The following is a 20,821-nucleotide window of genomic DNA, read 5'->3' as shown; positions in this document are numbered from 1 at the left end:
TTATGGTCGGCGCCCAGAGACGGGCGTCGACCCTTGGCAGGAGAACACCCATGCGAATTTCTATCGGTCTGCTGATGGCCATGCTGGCCTTTGTCGCCCACGCCGAGTCGCCCGACCCGGTCGCGCTCAAGGCCCAGTTGCAGGATTACTACTTCGACGCCGCGCGTCGTGGCGACCTCGACATGCTCAATACCTTTATCGACTCCGGCTATAGCCTCAACACCCAGGATGACAAGGGCTACACCGCGTTGATCCTCGCCGCGTACCACGGCCAGGGCCCGTTCGTGGAGCGCTTGCTCAACGCCGGTGCCGACGCCTGCGTGCAGGACAAACGCGGCAACACAGCGCTGATGGGCGCGATCTTCAAGGGCGAACTGAAAATTGCCCAACGCCTGCTGGCCACCGACTGCAACCCCGACCAGCGCAATGGCGCCGGGCAGACGGCGGCCATGTATGCCGGGCTGTTCAAGCGCGTCGAGCTGTTGGATGAGCTGAAAGCCAAAGGCGCCGACCTCAATGCCGAAGACCCGATCGGCAACAGTGCTTCACGATTGGCCAGCGGTGAAATCCGGACCCCGGCGCCGCGCTGAGCTATCATCGCGGTTTTTCGGTTGGAGGTTCTCAAATGGCAAAGGCCAAGCGCATGTACGGCTGCACGGAGTGCGGCGCGACCTTTCCCAAGTGGGCCGGCCAGTGCAGCGAATGCGGTGCGTGGAACACCCTGACTGAAACCATGATCGAAAGCGGCGGCGCGGCGGCCCCCACCGGCCGTGCCGGCTGGACCGGGCAGCAGGCGCAGATCAAGACGTTGGCCGAAGTCAGCGTTGAAGAAATCCCGCGTTTCTCCACCGCTTCCGGCGAACTCGACCGAGTGCTCGGTGGTGGCCTGGTAGATGGCTCGGTGGTGCTGATCGGCGGCGATCCGGGTATCGGTAAATCGACGATCCTGCTGCAAACCCTGTGCAGCATCGCCAGTCGCATGCCGGCGCTGTACGTCACTGGCGAAGAATCCCAGCAGCAAGTCGCCATGCGCGCCCGCCGCCTGGGTTTGCCCCAGGATCAACTGCGGGTGATGACCGAAACCTGCATCGAAAGCATCATTGCCACGGCGCGTATCGAAAAGCCCAAGGTGATGGTGATCGACTCGATCCAGACCATTTTCACCGAGCAATTGCAATCAGCACCGGGCGGTGTGTCCCAGGTGCGCGAAAGCGCGGCGCTGCTGGTGCGTTATGCCAAGCAGAGCGGTACGGCGATCTTCCTCGTGGGCCATGTGACCAAAGAAGGCGCGCTGGCCGGGCCACGGGTGTTGGAGCATATGGTCGACACTGTGCTGTATTTCGAAGGCGAATCCGACGGCCGCCTGCGTTTGCTGCGGGCGGTGAAGAACCGTTTTGGTGCGGTAAACGAGTTGGGCGTGTTCGCCATGACAGACCGGGGGCTGAAAGAAGTCTCCAACCCGTCGGCGATTTTTCTGACTCGCGCTCAGGAAGAAGTCCCGGGCAGTGTGGTAATGGCAACGTGGGAAGGCACTCGCCCGATGCTGGTGGAAGTGCAGGCGCTGGTGGATGACAGCCATCTGGCCAACCCTCGGCGTGTGACCTTGGGTCTGGATCAAAACCGCCTGGCGATGCTGCTCGCGGTGTTGCACCGACACGGCGGCATTCCGACCCATGACCAGGATGTATTCCTGAACGTCGTGGGTGGGGTCAAGGTGCTGGAGACCGCGTCCGACCTGGCGTTGATGGCGGCGGTGATGTCCAGCCTGCGTAATCGGCCGTTGCCGCATGACTTGCTGGTGTTTGGTGAAGTCGGCCTGTCGGGCGAAGTACGCCCGGTGCCCAGCGGGCAGGAGCGTTTGAAGGAAGCGGCCAAGCACGGCTTCAAGCGCGCCATCGTGCCCAAGGGCAACGCACCGAAGGAATCGCCACCGGGGATCACGATTATTGGCGTGACGCGGTTGGAACAGGCGTTGGATGCACTTTTCGAATAGATCAAGGATGGATGCAATGCAACGATCGAGTAGGTGGGGTGTCATCGCCTTGTTTATCGCCTTGGCCGGGTTGCCTGCGATGGCGTGGGCCGACACGGCCAAGCTGCCGGCCGGTTACCGCCTGGCCCAAAAACTGGTGACGCAAGACGGCAGCGTCTTGCAGGTACTCGAAGATCAACGCATCAGCGCCCAGATGCACAAGGACAGTTGGGGCAGTGGCCTGGATGAGGATTCGTTCGACGAACCCGGTGACCTGGTAGAAAACCCGCTGCTCGGAGCCCAGGTGCGATTGCTGTCGGCGTCGGGGGATTTAGTCGCGCACGACGACCTCGGTTATCCCTTGGCCGAGGTCAAGAAAGCCCCGCTCAAAGGCCTACCGGACGCGGTGTATTTTCTGATCATTGATCAGACCGCGCCAATGGGGAGTTACAGTGGCCCGGCAACTCAACTGCTGCTGCCGGCCAAGCAAAAACTTGAGCCTATGAGTTACAAGGACGCTGACGGCAAGTTCAAGACGCTGACCTTGGCCCAGACCGGCAAGGCCGCGTGGCGGGTTGCATCGCCGGTCAAAGGTGGCGCGGATGAGCTGCTGCAAGTTTCTTCATTTATGGACGGTAATGGCGAGGATGATTTTGCCACCCGCTACCAAACCTATCGTTTTGTGGATGGGCAGTGGCAGGTCGCGGTGAGCCAGAAAGCGGGTTACTGGGACACGGAAAGCGACTTCCCCACGCGTACGGCATTTCCCTGAACTGTCGTTTTTCCCGTGAGAGAACCGCTACCAGAAGAGCATTTTCAACGCCAAGGCAACGACGACGACATTGAAAGCGCTCTCCATCCACTTATCGCCTTTCTGTAGAGCAAACTTGGCGCCCGCATTGGCGCCCACCAGCGTGCCTATGATCAGGCAACATCCGTACTGCCAATTAATGATGCCGCTGATACCGAATATTATTAACGAGCCAACTGAGAGGATGAGACCTCCGACTTTCCGAGTACCAATTGATTCACTGATCGTTTTTTTAAAAAAAATAATATACAAATAAGTTGATAACTTGGCTTGTCCGCCAAATAAACCGCCAATCATGCCCACGGGAACAAACAGTACATAGCCGCAAAAGCGTCTGAGCGATGAGGGGGTGGCCTTCGGTGAATGAGGCTTCCTGATGAGTGAAAGTGCCACCAATAGTAGCGTCAGGCCGCCAATGATTTTATGCAGCAGCGCGGGGTCTATTTGCACGATCAGGCTTGCACCGATCAAGGCGCCGGCCAACCCAAGTGCCGCCGCGGGGGCCGCTAGCCTGTAATCCACTTTTCCACTGTTATGAAAGTGCCTCAAGCCGGCGAACATAGTGCCTACCGAAGCCAGGCGAGCGGTTGCTATCGAAGACTGAGGGGGTATCCCAAGCCAGATCATCACTGGAACGGTTAGAAATACGCTGCCTCCCGTATTGGTTCCGATAAAACCCGTTATAACACCCAGCAGCACCAATCCAGCGCCTGTCAGCCATTCATGCTCAACCATAATGGCGGTTCATACCTCCAGCAAAGCACCCAGCTCTCGCTCCAACTCTTCCTGGTCGCCCAGATTCAACTCGATCAGCCGCCGCAAGTGGCTGATCGACTCCAGATCGATGTCTTTGCACACAAAGCCCAGTTGCCCATGATCCTCATGGGTCAGTCGCACTTGCATTTTTATATGCGCCTTGGGATCCAGGCGTATGTCGACATCGAACGGCAGCGCCTTATTGCCCTTCCAGTCTTCGGGCCGTTGCACCAACAGGCCCTTTAGCGACAAATCTACTAATTGCACTGGCCATTCGCGCCCGTTTTGCCGAAGTTCGGTCTTGGCATCAAAGGCGATCCGGCGAAAACGACGGCGGTCAGACGGCTGCTCGGTCATGGTGAAACCCTCTGTGGTTAGAAGGATTGTAGCCCTGCGCCATCATCGGGCCGTTATTTCTGCTTTTTTTACCCTTAGAAGGCTCTAGACCAACGTAGGGGGGTGGCCTTTAAGGCCAGTAGCGCTAAACTCCGGATGGCTGTCCTTTCTGTCCACCCTGGCTGGAATATAAAAATGAAAAATAATAATAGCCTGCTACGCCATCTACCCTGGCTGGTGCTGGCAATTGTAGGAGCGTGCGCCCTGGGCGTAGTGGCCTTGCGCCGCGGCGAGGCGATCAACGCCTTGTGGATTGTGGTCGCTGCGGTGGCCATCTATCTGGTTGCGTACCGTTACTACAGCCTGTTCATCGCTAATAACGTGATGCAACTCGATCCACGGCGGGCCACCCCCGCAGTGGTCAATAATGATGGTCTGGACTATGTGCCGACCAACAAACACATCCTTTTCGGTCACCACTTTGCGGCGATTGCCGGTGCAGGCCCGTTGGTCGGCCCGGTACTGGCGGCGCAAATGGGCTACCTGCCTGGCACGCTCTGGCTGATTGCCGGCGTGGTGCTGGCCGGTGCCGTGCAGGACTTCATGATCCTGTTCCTGTCCACTCGTCGCAACGGTCGCTCCCTGGGGGACATGGTCCGCGAAGAGATGGGCCGCATCCCTGGGACCATCGCGCTGTTCGGCTGCTTCCTGATCATGATCATCATCCTTGCGGTGCTGGCGCTGATCGTGGTCAAGGCCCTGGCCGAGAGCCCGTGGGGCATCTTCACGGTGATGGCGACCATCCCGATCGCGATGTTCATGGGCATCTACATGCGCTACATCCGCCCGGGCCGCATTGGTGAAATTTCGATCATCGGCGTGCTGTTGCTGCTGGGCTCGATCTGGCTGGGCGGGCAGATTGCCGCTGACCCGGTCTGGGCCAAGGCCTTCACCTTCACCGGTATCCAGATCACCTGGATGCTGATCGGCTACGGCTTCGTCGCGGCGGTACTGCCGGTGTGGCTGATCCTCGCGCCACGCGATTACCTGTCGACCTTCCTCAAAATCGGCACCATCATCGCCCTGGCGATCGGCATCCTGGTGACCATGCCCGACCTGAAAATGCCGGCGTTGACCCAGTTCATCGATGGCACCGGTCCGGTATGGAAGGGCGGTCTGTTCCCATTCCTGTTCATTACCATTGCCTGCGGCGCGGTATCGGGTTTCCACGCACTGATCTCGTCGGGCACTACGCCCAAGCTGTTGGCCAGTGAAAGCCATGCCCGCTACATCGGTTACGGCGGCATGCTGATGGAGTCGTTCGTGGCCATCATGGCAATGGTTGCCGCGTCGGTGATCGAACCTGGCGTGTACTTCGCCATGAACAGCCCGGCCGCGATTGTCGGCACGGACGTGGTCACCGTGGCGCAGACCGTCAGCAGCTGGGGCTTTGCGATCACGCCTGAGGCGCTGTCTGCCGTCGCCCATGACATCGGTGAAACCACCATCCTGGCGCGTGCCGGTGGTGCACCGACGCTAGCGGTGGGGATCGCGCAGATCCTGCACAGTGTGCTGCCGGGTGAAAACACCATGGCGTTCTGGTACCACTTTGCGATCCTGTTCGAAGCGCTGTTCATCCTGACGGCGGTGGACGCCGGTACCCGTGCCGGTCGCTTCATGCTGCAAGACCTGCTGGGTTCCTTCGTGCCGGCGCTGAAACGCACCGAGTCCTGGACGGCCAACCTGATCGCGACCGCTGGTTGCGTGGCCATGTGGGGTTACCTGCTGTACCAAGGCGTGATCGATCCATTGGGCGGCATCAACACCTTGTGGCCGCTGTTCGGTATCTCTAACCAGATGCTGGCGGGTATCGCGCTGATGCTGGCAACCGTTGTGCTGATCAAAATGAAACGCCAACGCTACATCTGGGTGACCATGCTGCCAGCCGTCTGGCTGCTGATCTGCACCACCACGGCGGGCTTCATCAAGCTGTTCGACGCGAACCCTGCGATCGGCTTCCTGTCGCTGGCCAAGAAGTACAGCGATGCCCTGGCCAACGGCCAGATACTGGCTCCGGCCAAGAACATCGACCAGATGCAGCACGTGATCTGGAACGCCTACACCAACGCAACGCTGACGGCGCTGTTCCTGTTCGTGGTGTTCAGCATCCTGTTCTATGCGCTCAAAGTCGGCGTCGCCGCCTGGGGCAACAAAGAACGTACGGATAAAGAAGCCCCGTTCCAGGCCGTGCCGGACGCGTAATAGAGGATTGCAGCCATGTTCAATGACATCAGTCGCCTCGGTAAATACCTCGGTCAGGCCGCGCGCCTGATGGTCGGCATGCCCGACTACGACACGTACGTCGAGCATATGCAAACCAAGCACCCGGACAAACCGATGATGGACTACAAGGCGTTCTTTCGGGAGCGCCAGGAAGCCCGTTACGGTGGCAAGGGTGGGCCTAAGTGCTGCTGACCCGGCACTCGGGCTTGCAGTGATCCACTGTGGGAGCGGGCTTGCTCGCGAATGCGGTCTGTCAGTTTAAGTATGTGCTGACTGATACACCGCATTCGCGAGCAAGCCCGCTCCCACATTTGTTTTTGTGTTCCTTCAGGAGAATTTTCTTTGTCCTCTCCCATCCCCGTCACCATCCTCAGCGGCTTCCTCGGCGCCGGCAAGACCACCCTGCTGCGCCACCTGCTCAAGGCCGAGCACGGCCTGAAAATCGCCGTGATTGAAAACGAATTCAGTGACGCCGGTATCGACACCCAGCTCCTGGGCGCAGAACCGGTGCAAGTCATGACCCTGTCCAACGGCTGTGTGTGCTGCACCATCCACACCGACCTGACCAAAGCCCTCTACTTGCTGCTCGAACGTCTGGACAGCGGCGAGATCGCGTTTGATCGCCTGGTGATCGAGACGACCGGCCTGGCCGATCCGGCGCCGGTGGCCCAGACGTTTTTCATCGACGAGGAACTGCGCGAGCGCTACATCCTCGACGGCATCATCACCCTGGTGGACGCGGCCCACGCCGAGCACCACCTGACCCAGACCATCGCCCAGGCCCAGATCGGTTTTGCAGATCGCCTGCTGGTCAGCAAGCGCGACCTGGTGGATGACGCCACCTTCGACGCGCTCAGCGAACGCCTCACCCGCATCAACCGCCGTGCGCCGATCCGTGTGGTGGACCATGGCAACATCGACTTGGCTGAACTGCTCGATGTGCGTGGCTTCAACCTCAATGCTGGCATGAGCCTGCGCCCGGTGAGCGCCGCGCCGTCCATCGACCGCATTTCCAGCCTGGTGCTGCGCACTGACCAGCCGCTGGATATCGACCGCCTCAGTGAGTTCATGAACGAACTGTTGGAAGACCACGGCAAGCAATTGCTGCGCTACAAGGGCGTGCTGAACATTGCCGGGGAAGATCGACGCATGGTGTTCCAGGGCGTGCTGAAGCTCTACGGTTTCGACTGGGATACCGAGTGGGCCGAAGGCGAGGCGCGGGAGAGTGTGATTGTGTTTATTGCCGATGAGTTGCCGGAACAGAAGATTCGCGACGGTTTTGCCAAGGTCTACCAACCCTGACTTGAAACGCAGCCCAACTGTGGGAGCAGGCAAGCCAGCTCCCACAATTGACCGTATTTCACATTTGAATTGGCATAAAAAAGCCCGGCTCTTCAGCCGGGCTTCTTATTCAAGCAACTGCTATCAAGCGCCATACACCGGCAGCTTTTTGCAGATGGCCTTGACCTTCTCACGTACCGCGTCGATCACGGCTTCGTTGTTCAGGTCAGCCAGGATGTCGCAGATCCAGCCAGCCAGTTCCTTGCACTCTGCTTCCTTGAAGCCGCGAGTGGTCACCGCCGGAGTGCCGAAGCGCAGGCCGGAGGTGACGAACGGCGAACGTGGGTCGTTCGGTACGGAGTTCTTGTTCACGGTGATGAAGGCTTTGCCGAGGGCAGCGTCAGCATCTTTACCGGAAATGTCCTGCTTGATCAGCGACAGCAGGAACAGGTGGTTTTCAGTGCCGCCGGACACCACGTCAAAGCCACGGGCGATAAACACTTCAGCCATGGCCTTGGCGTTCTTCACAACTTGTTGTTGATAGGTCTTGAACTCAGGCTGCAGCGCTTCCTTGAAGCAGATCGCTTTAGCGGCGATCACATGCTCCAGCGGGCCACCTTGGGCGCCTGGGAACACCGCAGAGTTCAGCTTCTTCTCGATCTCGGCGTTTGCGCGCGCCAGGATCAGGCCGCCACGTGGACCGCGCAGGGTCTTGTGGGTCGTGGTGGTGACCACATCAGCGTAAGGCACTGGGTTCGGGTAGACGCCCGCGGCGACCAGACCGGCTACGTGAGCCATGTCAACGAACAGGTACGCGCCCACTTTGTCAGCGATTTCGCGGAAGCGCGGGAAATCCAGGATCTGCGAGTAGGCAGAGAAACCGGCCACGATCATTTTTGGCTTGTGCTCGACCGCCAGGCGCTCGACTTCGTCGTAGTCGATCAGGCCGTTGGCATCGATACCGTATTGAACGGCGTTGTACAGCTTGCCGGAGGACGAAACGCTGGCGCCGTGGGTCAAGTGACCGCCGTGGGCCAGGCTCATGCCCAGGATGGTGTCGCCACCTTGCAGCAGGGCCAGGTACACGGCGCTGTTGGCTTGGGAACCGGCGTGCGGCTGGACGTTGGCGTAATCGGCGCCGAACAGTTCTTTTGCACGGTCGATGGCCAACTGCTCAACCACGTCAACGTACTCGCAACCACCGTAGTAGCGCTTGCCTGGGTAGCCTTCGGCGTACTTGTTGGTCAGAACCGAACCTTGAGCCTCCATCACCGCAGGGCTGGTGTAGTTTTCCGAAGCGATCAGCTCAATGTGCTCTTCCTGGCGCACGGCTTCTTGCTCCATGGCGGCAAAGAGATCGGCGTCGTACTTGGCAATAGTCAAATCACGGCTGAACATGGCGGTCCTCAAGGATCGGGGGCAGAAAAGGAGGGCATTCTAACCCAATGGGTTTTAGATGGCATATGAAAGGACATCATGTCGCGGACAAGCGGGATTCACTTAGGGATAAGCGGTGCCAGTGCCGGCCCTATTGCGGGCAAGCCCGACTCCCACATTTTGATGTGTGAACTGGCTTGCCTGCGATGAGGCCATCAGCCCCAACCACACAAACTCAGTCGAACATGAAGAGGGCGTCGTTACTGAACTGCGCCTCAAACCGATGCGCCGGCATCGGCCGCCCAAACAGGTAGCCCTGCACTTCATCGCAGCCATGCTCACGCAGGAAGTCCAGTTGCTCATGGGTTTCCACGCCTTCAGCGATCACTGCCAGGTTCAGGCTGTGGGCCATGGCGATAATGGCCCGGGCGATCTGTGCATCCTGCTCGCCTGACGGCAGGCCGTCGACAAAGGTGCGGTCGATCTTCAGCACGTCGATAGGGAATTGCTTGAGGTAGTTGAGTGACGAATAACCCGTTCCGAAGTCGTCCACCGCAATGCTCAGGCCCAGGTTTTTCAGGCTGTCGAGAATATGCATGGCCTCGTTGACTTCGCGCATCAGGATACTTTCGGTCAGCTCCAGCTCCAGGCACGCCGGCGGCAAGCCAGTGTCCTTGAGGATTGTGGCAATGCGCGTGCCCAACTGGCCGTCGGAGAACTGCCGCGCGGAGATATTCACCGAGACTTTCGGCACGCGCACCTTGTTCTGGTGCCAGGTCTTGAGTTGGCGACAGGCTTCGCTGATCACCCAGTCGCCGACGTCCACCACCAGGCCTAACTCTTCCAGCACCGGGATGAAGTCCCCCGGCGGCACCAGCCCGCGACGCGGGTGGCGCCAGCGCAGCAGGGCCTCGGCGCCCGTCAGGCGCTTGCCGTCGCCGCTGAACTGCGGCTGGTAATAGAGCACGAATTCGTCCTGTTCCAGGGCGTGGCGCAAATCGCTTTCCAGCTCCAGGCGCTCCAGGGCGCTGGCGTTCATGTCCGACTGGTAGAACTGGAAATTGTTCTTGCCGCGCTCCTTGGCGTGATACATCGCGGTGTCGGCGTTTTTCATCAACTGGCTCAGCTCGTTACCGTCCTGCGGGCTGAGGGCGATACCGATACTGGCGGTCACAAAGAATTCTCGGCCTTCCAATACAAAGGGTTTTACCAGGCTGGCGAGGATCTGCTCGGCCACATGGATCGCGCGGTTCAGCGCCATTTCACGGTTGACCCGTGGCTGCAGGAGCAGCGTGAACTCGTCGCCACCCATGCGCGCCACGGTGTCGTCTTCGGCCACGCAACCCAGCAGGCGCGTAGCCATTTCCTTAAGCATGCGGTCGCCGGCGGCGTGACCCAGGGAGTCGTTGATCGGTTTGAAGCGGTCGAGGTCGAGGAACATCAGCACCACCCACGACTTCTGCCGTTCGGCCGACTGCAACGCGGTGTGCAGGCGATCCTGGAACAGCGTGCGGTTGGGCAGGTGGGTCAGGGCGTCATAGTAGGCCAGGCGGTGGATGCGCTGTTCGCTGGCCTTGCGCTCGCTGATATCACTGAAAAAGCACACGTAGCTGGCCAGGTCGCCCTCATCGTCAAACACGGCAGTGATGCCGACCCACGCCGGGTAATGCTCGCCATTGCGGCGCTTGAGCCACACTTCGCCTTCCCAGGTGCTGTGCTGATGCAGTTGCTTGAGCACGTAGCGCAAGTGGGCTTCCTGCTGTTCGTCGACGGTGAGCATGTTGGGCAATTGATCGAGCACATCGCTGACCGCATAGCCGCTGACCCGGCTGAACGCCTCGTTGGCCTGCACGATATACCCCGCCGGGTCGGTGATCAGGATCGCCGACGTGGAGTGCTCGAATACCGTGGCCGCCATGCGCAGGTCTTTCTCGGCGCGGCGCTGCTGGCTGATGTCGCGACCCACACCAAGGATGCCTTCAAAGGCGCCGTGTTCGTCCCACACCAGCACCAGGCGCAACTCAATCGGCACTTTGCGACCGTCGGCGCGCAGGCAATCGAACAGGAACAGCTGGGTTTGAATGTCATCACGCAGCTTGTTCAGTGCCTCGGGATCGCCCAGCGCGCGGCTGACCTGCTCCATCAGGCTATAAATGCCGGTCAGTTGCTGCGGGTTGGCAATGATCGACTGCCAGCCGTTCTTGAACACCCAATCCACGTCATAGCCCAGCACGGCATTGACCGATGGGCTGACATAGTTGAGGGCCAATTGGCTGTCGGTGGAGCAGATCACGTCGCTGATGCTTTCGGCCAGCATGCGGTAGCGCTGTTCGCTGTCGCGCAGGGATTCACTGGCTTCGATCTGGTCGGTGATGTCCTTGGCCACGCCGATGATCCGGCTGATCTGCGCGGTCTCTTCGCGGGCCAGGGCTTGTTCACGGATATCAAAACGGCGCCACTGGTTATCGCGATGACGGAAGCGCAGTTGGCAGTGTAACTGCGTGGTGTAGCCGACATTGCGCTGCTGCTGGCGCAAATCGTGGTAATGCTCGGCGTCCTCGGGGTGCAGCAGGATTTCCCAGAAGTACTCGCCCATTTGCTGCAGTTCGGCCTTGTTGTAGCCGAGAGTGTGGCCCAAATGGTGGTTGCTGAAAATCATGCGCTGGCTGATCACATCCTGCACATACAGGTGGTCGGGCACGGTGCGGACCACGTCTGACCAGAAGCTTTCCCGTTCGACCAGCGACAGCTCGATCAGCTTGCGGCTGGTGATATCGCTGATACTGAGGATCACTGCCTTGAAGTCGTCTTGTTGCTCGGGCAGGCGCATCACCAACCACAGGTATTGCTCGTTGCCGGCCACGTCCTTGAGCTGGATTTCCAGCTCCAACTGGCTCTGTTGGGTCAGGACAGCATCAAGTATCTGGCAACCGATGGACGTGGCATTGCGCGGGCAGTCATCGATCAGGCGTCCCCAGGCCTCCTCGCAGGAGCCCACGTTCAACAGGCGCACCGCCACCTGGTTGACCTCGGTGATGCGCAACTCCTTGAGCAGTCGCTGGCGCTCGTCGGGGTTGGCCTGCAGCCAGTCGTGCAATTGCTCACGGGTCTGCAATCGGGTCTTGTCGAAGAAACCGTTCAGGCCCGATAAGTCAAGCACGCACAGGGCCACGCCGGTGCCTTCGAAAATGTCCTGGTAGCGCCGCCGGCCTTCATGCACTTGGCGCTGGCGGCGACGCATGTTCAACAGCACGATCACCGGGATCAGCGAGAACGCCAGGCCCAACAGGCATTTGCCGATAAACGCCGGCAACAGTTGCTCCAACACGGCGGTGCGGTCGAACAGCCCACGCAATTGCCAGTCGCTCTTGCTCAGGGGCGTGACCAGTACGCTTTTATTCAGTTCGTCCGGTGTGAGGGCGCTGGCCCACTGGGCCGGCATGCCGCTGTCCCGGCTGATGACGCGGTGGTTGACGCGATTCTCGATGACCCACATCGGGCGTTGGCCCTGGCCGTCCTGGGGGGTGAGGTTGGCCAGGTAGTTGGGCGCCAGGCGCAATGCCCAGTACATCCTTGAACCGCCGCTGGGCTGGTGCAATAGCAGATAGATGAGGGTGCCGTCGTTGCTGTTGCTCAGGTAATAGGACTGGGAGTGGCTGCGCTGCACCAGCTCTTCAAGCCAGGCGCCGTCCTGGCTGTCGGTGGCGCTGTCACTGATCATCGCGCCGCTGGGGGCGAGCAGGGCGACGCTGCGCAGCTCCGGCAGCGAGCGCTGCAAGGTGCGCATCAAGGCCTGTTGCTGTTCGCTGTCGCGCGGTGGCTCGACCATCGGGAGTAGGTTAAGAGCGATTTTTGCGCTCAGGGCCATGTTCAGGCTGATCTGTTCGGCCAGGTCGGCACTGTAGTCGATGGTGTATTGCTGCTGGTTCTTCTGGTTTTGCTGCAACTGGTCAAGCAGTTGCCAGAACAATAAGGCGAGCAGCATGAGGACGAGCGTCGCCAATGCGCCTTTGAGGGTGCCGTGCAGGGGCGCTCCCGGCGCTATATGAGCGGCGCGCAGGGGAGTAGGCGGCGTGACTTTGGACAAGCTGTGATCCTGCGGTTTGGCTGGACTGGCGCGCGACGTGCACTATAAGCCGGACGCCCGGAGGGCGGCTAGCATGCCCTGACTTGTGGCAAAGTGCCAGCCCCGCCTGGCAGGACTCAAGTCAGGCACCTGTGTGGATCAGGCTGTCGGCCAGGCGGGTCAGGATGGCGAGCGTGAAGACGCCGATAACCACAGAGGCCGTGCGGTTGATGGCGTGCGGCGTCAGCCAGGCGTATCCGCCATGTCTGATGCGGGCGCCGAACAGTACCCATGCGCACCCCACCGGTACCACCACGGCTGTGAACTGTGCGACGAACTGCACATATAACGTCAGGTCGATAAACGTCTGCACGGGGACGATGAACGAAACGATCAGCAAACCCTTGGGGTTGATCAGCGTCAGCAGAAAGAAATGCAGTCTGGATACGCGTGCTTCAGGTGCAGACTTGAGTGTTTCGTCGGGGTGGCACCACAGCAGGTAGGAAGTCCTGATCAGGTAACAGACCGAAGCGAACTGCACGAGCTTCAGCCCCCAAGGCACGCTGTCGCCTATATGGCTGAGCAGGTAGCCCCAGAAGGATATCTGCGTCAGGTACGCCAGGCACTCCAGCAGGCTCAGCGGCCAGGCGCGCCTGAACCCCGTGAGTATTCCCGAGCGCAATAGCAGTGTGTTGGTGGGGCCCGGCATTAATAGCAGCAAGCCGAGTGCAGAAATGACGCCAAGCATGAAGGGGGTCTCCTGGAACCTCTGAGGGGTTGGGCGGCTAATCTAACAGATAGATTTCGATACGCTCGGCCACTTAGGTTAACCTTGAGGATTCGCAATGCTATGTACAGCGCCATGACGCTACGTAGGCCTGTTCTCACTTTTTCATGAGGTCCACATTTTGGCTCAATACGTCTTCACCATGCATCGGCTGGGCAAAGTTGTCCCTCCGAAGCGGGAAATCCTGAAAAATATTTCGCTGTCCTTTTTCCCTGGCGCCAAGATCGGCGTGCTCGGCCTCAACGGTTCGGGTAAGTCCACGCTGTTGAAAATCATGGCCGGCGTCGACACCGAGTTCGAAGGCGAAGCCCGCCCGATGCCCGACCTGAACATCGGCTACCTGCCGCAAGAGCCGATCCTGGACCCGACCAAGACCGTTCGCGAAGTGGTTGAAGAAGCCGTCAGCGTGATCAAGAACGCCCAGGCGCGCCTCGACGAGGTTTACGCAGCTTACGCTGAAGAAGACGCCGACTTCGACAAACTGGCAGCCGAACAAGCCAAGCTCGAAGCCATCCTGCAGGCCAGCGACGGTCACAACCTGGAGCGTCAGCTGGAAGTGGCCGCCGATGCGTTGCGTCTGCCGGCATGGGACGCCAAGGTCGAATTCCTGTCCGGTGGTGAAAAGCGCCGTGTGGCCCTGTGTCGCCTGCTGCTGTCGGCCCCTGACATGCTGCTGCTCGACGAACCGACCAACCACTTGGACGCCGATTCCGTCGCCTGGCTGGAGCATTTCCTTCACGATTTCCCGGGCACCGTGGTTGCAATCACGCACGACCGGTACTTCCTGGACAACGTGGCCGGCTGGATCCTCGAGCTCGACCGTGGCGCCGGTATCCCTTACGAGGGCAACTACTCCGGTTGGCTGGAAGCCAAGTCCGACCGTCTGGCTGCCGAATCCAAGCAACAATCGGCCCATGAAAAAGCCATGAAGGAAGAACTGGAGTGGGTGCGCAAAGGCGCCAAGGCGCGTCAGTCCAAATCCAAGGCACGTCTGCAACGCTTTGAAGAAATGCAATCGCAGGAATTCCAGAAGCGCAGCGAAACCAACGAGATCTACATCCCGGCCGGCCCGCGCCTGGGTGACAAGGTCATCGAGTTCAAGAACGTATCCAAAGGCTATGGCGACCGTGTGCTGATCGACAACCTGTCGTTCTCCATGCCAAAAGGCGCGATCGTCGGCGTTATTGGTGGTAACGGTGCGGGTAAATCCACGCTGTTCCGTATGCTGATGGGCAAGGAAACGCCGGATTCGGGCACTATCGAAGTCGGTGAAACCGTGCAGCTGGCCTGCGTGGACCAGAGCCGCGAAGACCTCGACGGCAGCAAGACGGTGTTCCAGCAGATTTCCGACGGTTCTGACCAGATCCGTATCGGCAACTATGAAATCCCGTCGCGTACCTACGTGGGCCGTTTCAACTTCAAGGGCGGCGATCAGCAGAAGTTCGTCAAGGACCTGTCCGGCGGTGAGCGCGGTCGCTTGCACTTGGCCCTGACCCTGAAAGAGGGCGGCAACGTGCTGTTGCTCGACGAACCGTCCAACGACCTCGACGTTGAAACCTTGCGTTCCCTGGAAGAAGCGCTGTTGGACTTCCCTGGCGCCGCCATTGTGATCTCTCACGATCGGTGGTTCCTTGACCGCGTCGCGACTCACATCCTGGCGTACGAAGATGACTCCCAGGCGGTGTTCTTCGAAGGTAACTACACCGAGTACGAAGCGGACCGTAAGAAGCGTTTGGGCGATGCTGCTGCCCAGCCGCACCGTGTGCGCCACAAGAAACTGGCCTGATTGGGTCGGTGTTTTGAAAGAGCGGAGCCTTAGGGCTCCGTTTTTTTTGCGTGCTTTTCAGGGTGACCGAGGTGATCTCATCGCAGGCAAGCCTGCTCCCACACTTGACCGCGCTGATGCGGATGTACTCGATCAATGTGGGAGCTGGCTTACCTGCGATGCCCGACTACCTATTGGTGCATGGTTTGAGCTGAAATCCCCATTTGGGGGCGAAATAATGTAGTTATTTATATCAAATGCACCATTTAAATTCATAAAGGCGACATTTTGCCCTGTCGCAGTGCGAAACGAATTGATAAAGTCCGGCTCAATCTCTGTTAACAACTAAAAATCTGCCGAGACTTTTCATGATCGAATCCGTCGAATCCTTCCTCGCTCGCCTCAAGAAACGCGACCCAGACCAGCCCGAATTCCACCAGGCAGTAGAAGAAGTCCTACGCAGCCTGTGGCCGTTTCTTGAAGCCAACCCTCACTACCTGGCATCGGGCATCCTGGAGCGCATCTGCGAGCCGGAACGCGCGATTACCTTCCGGGTGTCGTGGGTGGATGATCATGGCAAGGTCCAGGTCAATCGCGGTTTCCGTATCCAGATGAACAGCGCCATTGGCCCTTATAAAGGCGGCCTGCGCTTCCACCCGTCGGTGAACCTGGGTGTGCTGAAATTCCTCGCCTTCGAGCAGACCTTCAAGAACTCGCTGACCTCGCTGCCTATGGGCGGCGGCAAGGGCGGCTCGGACTTTGATCCCAAGGGCAAGAGCGATGCTGAGGTCATGCGCTTCTGCCAATCCTTCATGAGCGAGCTGTACCGCCATATCGGCGCAGACGTGGACGTGCCGGCCGGCGATATCGGCGTGGGCGCCCGTGAAATCGGCTTCCTGTTTGGTCAGTACAAGCGCCTGAGCAACCAATTCACTTCGGTGTTGACCGGCAAGGGCATGACCTACGGCGGCAGCCTGATTCGCCCGGAAGCCACCGGCTTCGGTTGCGTGTACTTCGCCGAAGAAATGCTCAAGCGCAATAACCAGCGTGTCGAGGGCAAGCGTGTGGCGGTGTCCGGTTCCGGCAACGTGGCGCAATACGCGGCGCGCAAGGTGATGGACCTGGGCGGCAAGGTGATTTCCCTGTCCGATTCCGAAGGCACCCTGTACGCCGAAAGCGGTTTGACCGAGGAGCAATGGTCGGCCTTGCTTGAGCTGAAAAACGTGCAACGCGGCCGCATCAGCGAACTGGCCGAGCGTTTTGGCCTGGAGTTTCGCAAGGGTCAAACCCCGTGGGAATTGGCCTGCGACATCGCGCTGCCCTGCGCCACTCAGAACGAACTCAATGCCGATGCTGCGCGCACCCTGCTGCGCAACGGCTGCCTCTGCGTGGCCGAAGGCGCCAATATGCCGACCACGCTGGAGGCTGTGGATATCTTTATCGAGGCGGGCGTTCTGTTCGCACCGGGCAAAGCCTCCAACGCCGGCGGTGTCGCGGTCAGTGGCCTGGAAATGTCGCAGAACGCCATGCGCCTGCTGTGGACGGCGGGCGAAGTGGACAGCAAGCTGCACGCCATCATGCAGTCGATCCACCATGCCTGCGTGCATTACGGCGAAGAAAACGGTCGGGTCAACTACGTGAAAGGCGCGAATATCGCGGGTTTCGTCAAAGTCGCCGACGCGATGCTGGCTCAAGGCATCGTCTAAGCCTCGGGCTCAATCAGCAGCACTTCGATCAACTGATCGCCGACGGGGCGCAGCCACAGCACCTCGTCACCCACCTGGGCGCCCAGCAATGCGCGGCCCAGGGGCGAACCCCAGTTGATCAAGCCCGCGTTGGCGTCCGCCTGATCTTCACCGACCAACTGAATGCGCTGCTGCTCGTCCTGCTCATTGGCGAACGTCACCCAACTGCCGATCTGCACCTTATCGCTGGAAGTGGCCGGTGCCACCACTTGGGCGCTCTCCACCCGTTGATTGAAGTAACGCAAATCCCGTTCAAGGTCGGCCTGGCGTTGTTTGTCAGCGCGCTCGCCCTTGGCGGATTCAGCGCTGTGTTCCTGCTGCAACTGCGCAACCTTGGCCTGCAATTGCGCCAAACCCTGCGCAGTCAGACGGTTGGGCTGCTCACTGACCTGACGCTCCACCGGCTGATCAGCCTGGGCGGCAGCATTGTCCTCGTTTACAAAAGCTCGGCTCATGGTGTTCTCCCTCTATGGAGTTTGGGCCATGTTCGCCGCGCAATAGTTTCGATGGATGTCTGAAAGCGACCTATTGCGAGCGATAGGCCCTGGCGGCGTCGCGGTCTTTCTCATGCTGCCAAGCCCGCTCGCGGTCATCCCAGTGGTTGTCCCTGTAGTCGCGCAACTCTTCGTTTTCACGCATGGCCTTGCACTGTCGAAAGCCATCCTCCCAGCCTTCGGCGTATTGCCGATCCTTCAGATAACGCGGCACATTTTTGCGAAACTCCCCGGTGATCACCCCGGCAGCCTGGCGACCACTGCTGCAGCCATCGTCAAAACCGTCGGCAAAGGCCGGTGGATAACCCTTGGCCAGTAAATCCTGATGGGTCGTTTGGCAACCCGCCAGCCACACCACCGCACACAGCAATAACGCAGACCGCCACATGGCGTACTCCCTGGCCGTTTCACGGCTGATAGGGAGAGTCTAGAAGGGGATTTGTCAGGGAGGTGTGAAAGGAGAGTGAGAAAGGTGTTGTAAGTGCGGACCGCACGATGGTGTTTGGCTAAACACAACACCAAATGTGGGAGCGGGCTTGCTCGCGAAAGCGGTGGCTCAGCCAAGTTTCCAGTGACTGATACACCGCATTCGCGAGCAAGCCCGCTCCCACATTTTGATCTTCGTCAGGCTTTGATTAGTAGTGATACCACTTCACTTCAAGCATCACTTCGTTGACCGGCGTGGAAAGGTGGCTGTACTCGCGCTGTGCACTCAACCGCAGCCCCAGGTTGCGTGACAGCTCCCACTGCTGGTTCAAGCTGATGCTGCGCCGCACTTCGCCATTGGTGAAGAAATCACCCTTGGCTTCCAAACTCAAATTACCCAGCGGATTCCTCCACAACACCCCGGTATTGAAACCGGCTGCGGGGGAGATGGCTTCGTTGAAGTCGTTGTTGTGTTCCACGCGTACGGTGCCAAGGGCGAAGCCGAGCATGTCGTCGCGCAGTTGCCAGGTGCCGCCGGCGCCGCCGTTGACGTGGGCGACCAGGGTTTCGTCGTCGTGTTTGCCAGGCACGCGCTCCAGACCGCCGGTGACTTGCCATGACCAGGGTTGCAACAGCGCGTTGCGCGGGGTCAGGGAGCGGATGGTGGCCAGGTCCAGTTGCTGCAGTTGCCAGTGGTTGCCCTCGTACTGGCGCAGTTTCATTTGCAGGATTTCGATCTGCGCGCCGAGGGGGAAGCCTTCAGCGTTGTCGTTGAGGTCGTGGTAGGCCATGCGCAGGCCGTATTCGCCAAAGGCTTTGTCGCCACGGGTGCCGATGCCGGCTTGCCAGGTGCGCGATTCATGGCCGTTTTCCGGCAGGCCGGGCGGTACGATTTTAAGGTCGGGCGCAGGGTTCTGATTGATCGCGCGCAGCAGTTCGAAGCTGCGCTGGGAGCGGGCGGTGTCGCGCTCCAGGCCATTGGCGCGGTAGCGGCCCAGGCGGTAAGCGGCGTCGATGATTAGGGCCTGGCGCTCGCGGGGCAGGGCTTTGAAGGCAGGCTCCTGCAATTGTTTCTGGTCGTCGCTGACCTTCAATACCCATTGCTGCTCGTCGCTGTCGAGTGGCTTGGCGCGCTCCAGCAGTTCGCGTTCGCGGGAAGGGCGGTAGTCGATCTTTTCTACCAGACCGGCCTCTTTCACGGCCTTGACCGTGTCGGTCGGGATGGCGGTCAGCGGAAATTGCTCGGTCAGGCGTAGGCCAGGGCGCGCCACTTGCAGCAGTTCCAGCAGGCGATAGGAGCAGTTTTCGTCAAAGAAGAAGTAGTCGAACTGGATCTGCTTGAGCTCCCACACGTGCTCGACCATGCGTTCGGTCTCGACCTGGGTGAGGTTGAGGCGGTATTCCCACAGGTCGCGGTTCTCGAGACTACGGTACTCGGAGAGTTTTTCCTGGTAGGGCACCAGGGCGAACAGGCCGGGGTAACCCCCCATCAAGCCTTTCCAGGCGTAGAGAATGCTGTTGTCGGAGCCCTCGATATAGGCGCCGAAGTTGATCGCGTAGCTGAGCAGGGCAGTGTTGTTACTTTGCACGTCGGCCTGGTCGATGCGCAGCAGAGTGTGGCCGAACATCGACGAGGGGCTGTTGAGGTAGGCCGCTGGGAAGATCATCACCGCACTATGGGGGGCGACGTCCTTGAACCACTGCTTGAATTCTTTGCAGTCCACGGCAGGCAGGTCAGTAAGTTGCAACTGATCCTTGAGCCAGCGGGTTCGTGCGGGGTACACGCACTGGGCGTGTTGTTCACCCAGGCTGGCCGGCGCGTAAAGGGCGTCGACGGTGGCCTTGAGTTCCGCATCCGGGTGATGGGCGCCGTCAGGTGCGAGGAAAAACTTTTTTTCGCTGACATAACTGCGCCAGCCGCTGATCTTGCCGGCTTCGTAGTGGCCCAGGGATAACCAGAAGGGGTCATTGGCCAATTGCTGCAAACGTTGATCATCGAGGTGCGGTGCCGCGTACAGCGGGGCGCAGGCGAAGAGAGCCAGGCAAGCGAGGCGTTTGAGCATGGGGGCTACTTAAGTCGAAATAAAAAAAAGACCCAAGGGGGGACAGGTCGAAAAAATAAAACCCGCGCCTCGAAAGGCGCGGGCAGGTCGAGCTTAAGCCTGGGTAGCGTATTTCGCCAGACGGGCATCACTTTTCAGTACAGCAATGGTGTTGTTGTGCACGTCATCAGCAGTCACGTCAGCCTTGCTGAAGATTTGCTGGAAGTGCTCGTGAGTCACGGCAGCAAAGTGCTCGCGATCTTCCGGTGCAACACCCAGTACCACAGCGTAGGTAGTCAGCGCTTCGCCGTTACCCTTGGCCATGTCTTCGGACAGCTCGTTCATCATGCCATTCATGGCAATCCAGGACTTGCCGCCATAGCTCAGGGCGCTGTTGGTGCTGCAACCGTTGGTGCCCGAGGTCATGCCGAAGGTGGCGTTACCCGAAGTACCGTTGGTGGTGGAGGCCAGGAAGTGAGCTGGAGTACCGCGCTGGCCTTCAAACAACATGTTGCCCCAACCGCAGTTCGGGCCACCTGGTGCTTCTGCCATTGCATTGAGGGAGACGACGGTGAAGAGAGTACCGAGAAGGATCCGTTTCATAGCTTTGTTCTCTTTGTGTGCAAACCAATGGACAAGGGTTCAGGCACGTCAACGCGCCCTAGGGGTCGGTTATTAGT

At 59.6% G+C, this 20,821-nt stretch carries 17 protein-coding genes; 8 read left to right on the top strand and 9 right to left on the bottom strand.

What is annotated here, in order from left to right:
• Positions 1 to 50 precede the first annotated feature (50 nt).
• From BFP95_RS08240 to BFP95_RS08230, 3 genes are read left to right on the top strand one after another with little or no spacing between them, the layout of a single operon-like run.
• Positions 51 to 590 (top strand): ankyrin repeat domain-containing protein, encoded by a 540-nt coding sequence (locus BFP95_RS08240; protein WP_065875342.1) that lies wholly within the window; start codon positions 51 to 53, stop codon positions 588 to 590.
• 35 nt (positions 591 to 625) lie between these two features.
• Positions 626 to 1,993 (top strand): DNA repair protein RadA, encoded by a 1,368-nt coding sequence (radA, locus tag BFP95_RS08235; protein ID WP_065880426.1) that lies wholly within the window; start codon positions 626 to 628, stop codon positions 1,991 to 1,993.
• A gap of 16 nt (positions 1,994 to 2,009) precedes the next feature.
• Positions 2,010 to 2,744, top strand: coding sequence for a hypothetical protein (locus tag BFP95_RS08230; protein WP_065909819.1), 735 nt, complete (start codon positions 2,010 to 2,012; stop codon positions 2,742 to 2,744).
• A gap of 27 nt (positions 2,745 to 2,771) precedes the next feature.
• On the opposite strand, the gene BFP95_RS08225 is transcribed toward BFP95_RS08230, so the two are convergent.
• Together BFP95_RS08225 and BFP95_RS08220 are read right to left on the bottom strand one after the other, a co-directional pair.
• Positions 2,772 to 3,518 (bottom strand): sulfite exporter TauE/SafE family protein, encoded by a 747-nt coding sequence (locus BFP95_RS08225; protein WP_065909817.1) that lies wholly within the window; start codon positions 3,516 to 3,518, stop codon positions 2,772 to 2,774.
• Between the two features lie 9 nt (positions 3,519 to 3,527).
• Positions 3,528 to 3,896, bottom strand: coding sequence for a PilZ domain-containing protein (locus BFP95_RS08220; RefSeq protein ID WP_065875339.1), 369 nt, complete (start codon positions 3,894 to 3,896; stop codon positions 3,528 to 3,530).
• Between the two features lie 174 nt (positions 3,897 to 4,070).
• On the opposite strand from BFP95_RS08220, the gene BFP95_RS08215 reads away from it, so the two are divergent.
• The 3 genes from BFP95_RS08215 (at position 4,071) to yjiA (ending at position 7,460) form a co-directional block, all read left to right on the top strand.
• Entirely contained in the window at positions 4,071 to 6,137 is a 2,067-nt protein-coding gene (locus BFP95_RS08215) for a carbon starvation CstA family protein (RefSeq protein WP_057024512.1), read from the top strand.
• Between the two features lie 15 nt (positions 6,138 to 6,152).
• Positions 6,153 to 6,350, top strand: coding sequence for a YbdD/YjiX family protein (locus BFP95_RS08210; protein ID WP_003176208.1), 198 nt, complete (start codon positions 6,153 to 6,155; stop codon positions 6,348 to 6,350).
• A gap of 150 nt (positions 6,351 to 6,500) precedes the next feature.
• Positions 6,501 to 7,460 carry a GTPase gene (gene yjiA, locus BFP95_RS08205; protein WP_065875338.1) on the top strand — a complete coding sequence of 320 codons (960 nt, stop codon included), beginning with the start codon at positions 6,501 to 6,503 and terminating at the stop codon, positions 7,458 to 7,460.
• A 123-nt stretch (positions 7,461 to 7,583) separates the two neighbouring features.
• On the opposite strand, the gene glyA is transcribed toward yjiA, so the two are convergent.
• The 3 genes from glyA to BFP95_RS08190 all read right to left on the bottom strand — a co-directional run bounded on the left by glyA (position 7,584) and on the right by BFP95_RS08190 (position 13,630).
• Complete coding sequence (glyA, locus tag BFP95_RS08200) at positions 7,584 to 8,837, bottom strand: serine hydroxymethyltransferase (RefSeq protein WP_049711455.1); 1,254 nt, start codon at positions 8,835 to 8,837, stop codon at positions 7,584 to 7,586.
• Between the two features lie 214 nt (positions 8,838 to 9,051).
• Positions 9,052 to 12,903, bottom strand: coding sequence for a bifunctional diguanylate cyclase/phosphodiesterase (locus BFP95_RS08195; protein WP_065909815.1), 3,852 nt, complete (start codon positions 12,901 to 12,903; stop codon positions 9,052 to 9,054).
• A 121-nt stretch (positions 12,904 to 13,024) separates the two neighbouring features.
• Positions 13,025 to 13,630, bottom strand: a complete 606-nt coding sequence (locus tag BFP95_RS08190) for a LysE family translocator (RefSeq protein WP_065875336.1) — start codon at positions 13,628 to 13,630, stop codon at positions 13,025 to 13,027.
• A gap of 160 nt (positions 13,631 to 13,790) precedes the next feature.
• Here BFP95_RS08190 and ettA point away from each other — a divergent pair, with 160 nt between their 5' ends.
• Positions 13,791 to 15,455, top strand: a complete 1,665-nt coding sequence (ettA, locus tag BFP95_RS08185; RefSeq protein WP_049711458.1) for an energy-dependent translational throttle protein EttA — start codon at positions 13,791 to 13,793, stop codon at positions 15,453 to 15,455.
• Between the two features lie 347 nt (positions 15,456 to 15,802).
• On the top strand, positions 15,803 to 17,140 hold the full coding sequence (gene gdhA, locus BFP95_RS08180) for an NADP-specific glutamate dehydrogenase (RefSeq protein WP_065875335.1): 1,338 nt from the start codon (positions 15,803 to 15,805) through the stop codon (positions 17,138 to 17,140).
• Here gdhA and BFP95_RS08175 read toward each other — a convergent pair.
• From BFP95_RS08175 to BFP95_RS08160, 4 genes are all read right to left on the bottom strand, one after another.
• Positions 17,137 to 17,634: a GreA/GreB family elongation factor gene (locus BFP95_RS08175; protein WP_065909813.1), complete on the bottom strand. Its 498-nt coding sequence runs from the start codon at positions 17,632 to 17,634 to the stop codon at positions 17,137 to 17,139. The genes gdhA and BFP95_RS08175 overlap by 4 nt on opposite strands.
• Positions 17,635 to 17,704: 70 nt before the next feature.
• Positions 17,705 to 18,061, bottom strand: a complete 357-nt coding sequence (locus BFP95_RS08170) for a hypothetical protein (protein WP_065875333.1) — start codon at positions 18,059 to 18,061, stop codon at positions 17,705 to 17,707.
• A 247-nt stretch (positions 18,062 to 18,308) separates the two neighbouring features.
• The gene (locus tag BFP95_RS08165; RefSeq protein ID WP_065891137.1) at positions 18,309 to 20,162 is read right to left on the bottom strand and encodes an Lnb N-terminal periplasmic domain-containing protein; all 1,854 of its coding nucleotides are present in this window, start codon (positions 20,160 to 20,162) and stop codon (positions 18,309 to 18,311) included.
• 93 nt (positions 20,163 to 20,255) lie between these two features.
• On the bottom strand, positions 20,256 to 20,744 hold the full coding sequence (locus BFP95_RS08160; protein ID WP_010206666.1) for a DUF3015 domain-containing protein: 489 nt from the start codon (positions 20,742 to 20,744) through the stop codon (positions 20,256 to 20,258).
• Positions 20,745 to 20,821: the final 77 nt, after the last annotated feature.

It is taken from the genome of Pseudomonas sp. 58 R 12, assembly GCF_900005865.1.
Taxonomy (GTDB): domain Bacteria; phylum Pseudomonadota; class Gammaproteobacteria; order Pseudomonadales; family Pseudomonadaceae; genus Aquipseudomonas; species Aquipseudomonas tritici.
This window is presented reverse-complemented; position numbering and strand designations above follow the sequence as displayed.

Excerpts from the sequence above, each read along its gene's own strand:
- BFP95_RS08240 (WP_065875342.1), top strand. The coding sequence starts at position 51 with ATGCGAATTTCTATCGGTCTGCTGATGGCCATGCTGGCCTTTGTCGCC.
- radA (WP_065880426.1), top strand. The coding sequence starts at position 626 with ATGGCAAAGGCCAAGCGCATGTACGGCTGCACGGAGTGCGGCGCGACC.
- BFP95_RS08230 (WP_065909819.1), top strand. The coding sequence starts at position 2,010 with ATGCAACGATCGAGTAGGTGGGGTGTCATCGCCTTGTTTATCGCCTTG.
- BFP95_RS08225 (WP_065909817.1), bottom strand. The coding sequence starts at position 3,518 with ATGGTTGAGCATGAATGGCTGACAGGCGCTGGATTGGTGCTGCTGGGT.
- BFP95_RS08220 (WP_065875339.1), bottom strand. The coding sequence starts at position 3,896 with ATGACCGAGCAGCCGTCTGACCGCCGTCGTTTTCGCCGGATCGCCTTT.
- BFP95_RS08215 (WP_057024512.1), top strand. The coding sequence starts at position 4,071 with ATGAAAAATAATAATAGCCTGCTACGCCATCTACCCTGGCTGGTGCTG.
- BFP95_RS08210 (WP_003176208.1), top strand. The coding sequence starts at position 6,153 with ATGTTCAATGACATCAGTCGCCTCGGTAAATACCTCGGTCAGGCCGCG.
- glyA (WP_049711455.1), bottom strand. The coding sequence starts at position 8,837 with ATGTTCAGCCGTGATTTGACTATTGCCAAGTACGACGCCGATCTCTTT.
- BFP95_RS08190 (WP_065875336.1), bottom strand. The coding sequence starts at position 13,630 with ATGCTTGGCGTCATTTCTGCACTCGGCTTGCTGCTATTAATGCCGGGC.
- gdhA (WP_065875335.1), top strand. The coding sequence starts at position 15,803 with ATGATCGAATCCGTCGAATCCTTCCTCGCTCGCCTCAAGAAACGCGAC.
- BFP95_RS08175 (WP_065909813.1), bottom strand. The coding sequence starts at position 17,634 with ATGAGCCGAGCTTTTGTAAACGAGGACAATGCTGCCGCCCAGGCTGAT.
- BFP95_RS08170 (WP_065875333.1), bottom strand. The coding sequence starts at position 18,061 with ATGTGGCGGTCTGCGTTATTGCTGTGTGCGGTGGTGTGGCTGGCGGGT.
- BFP95_RS08165 (WP_065891137.1), bottom strand. The coding sequence starts at position 20,162 with ATGCTCAAACGCCTCGCTTGCCTGGCTCTCTTCGCCTGCGCCCCGCTG.
- BFP95_RS08160 (WP_010206666.1), bottom strand. The coding sequence starts at position 20,744 with ATGAAACGGATCCTTCTCGGTACTCTCTTCACCGTCGTCTCCCTCAAT.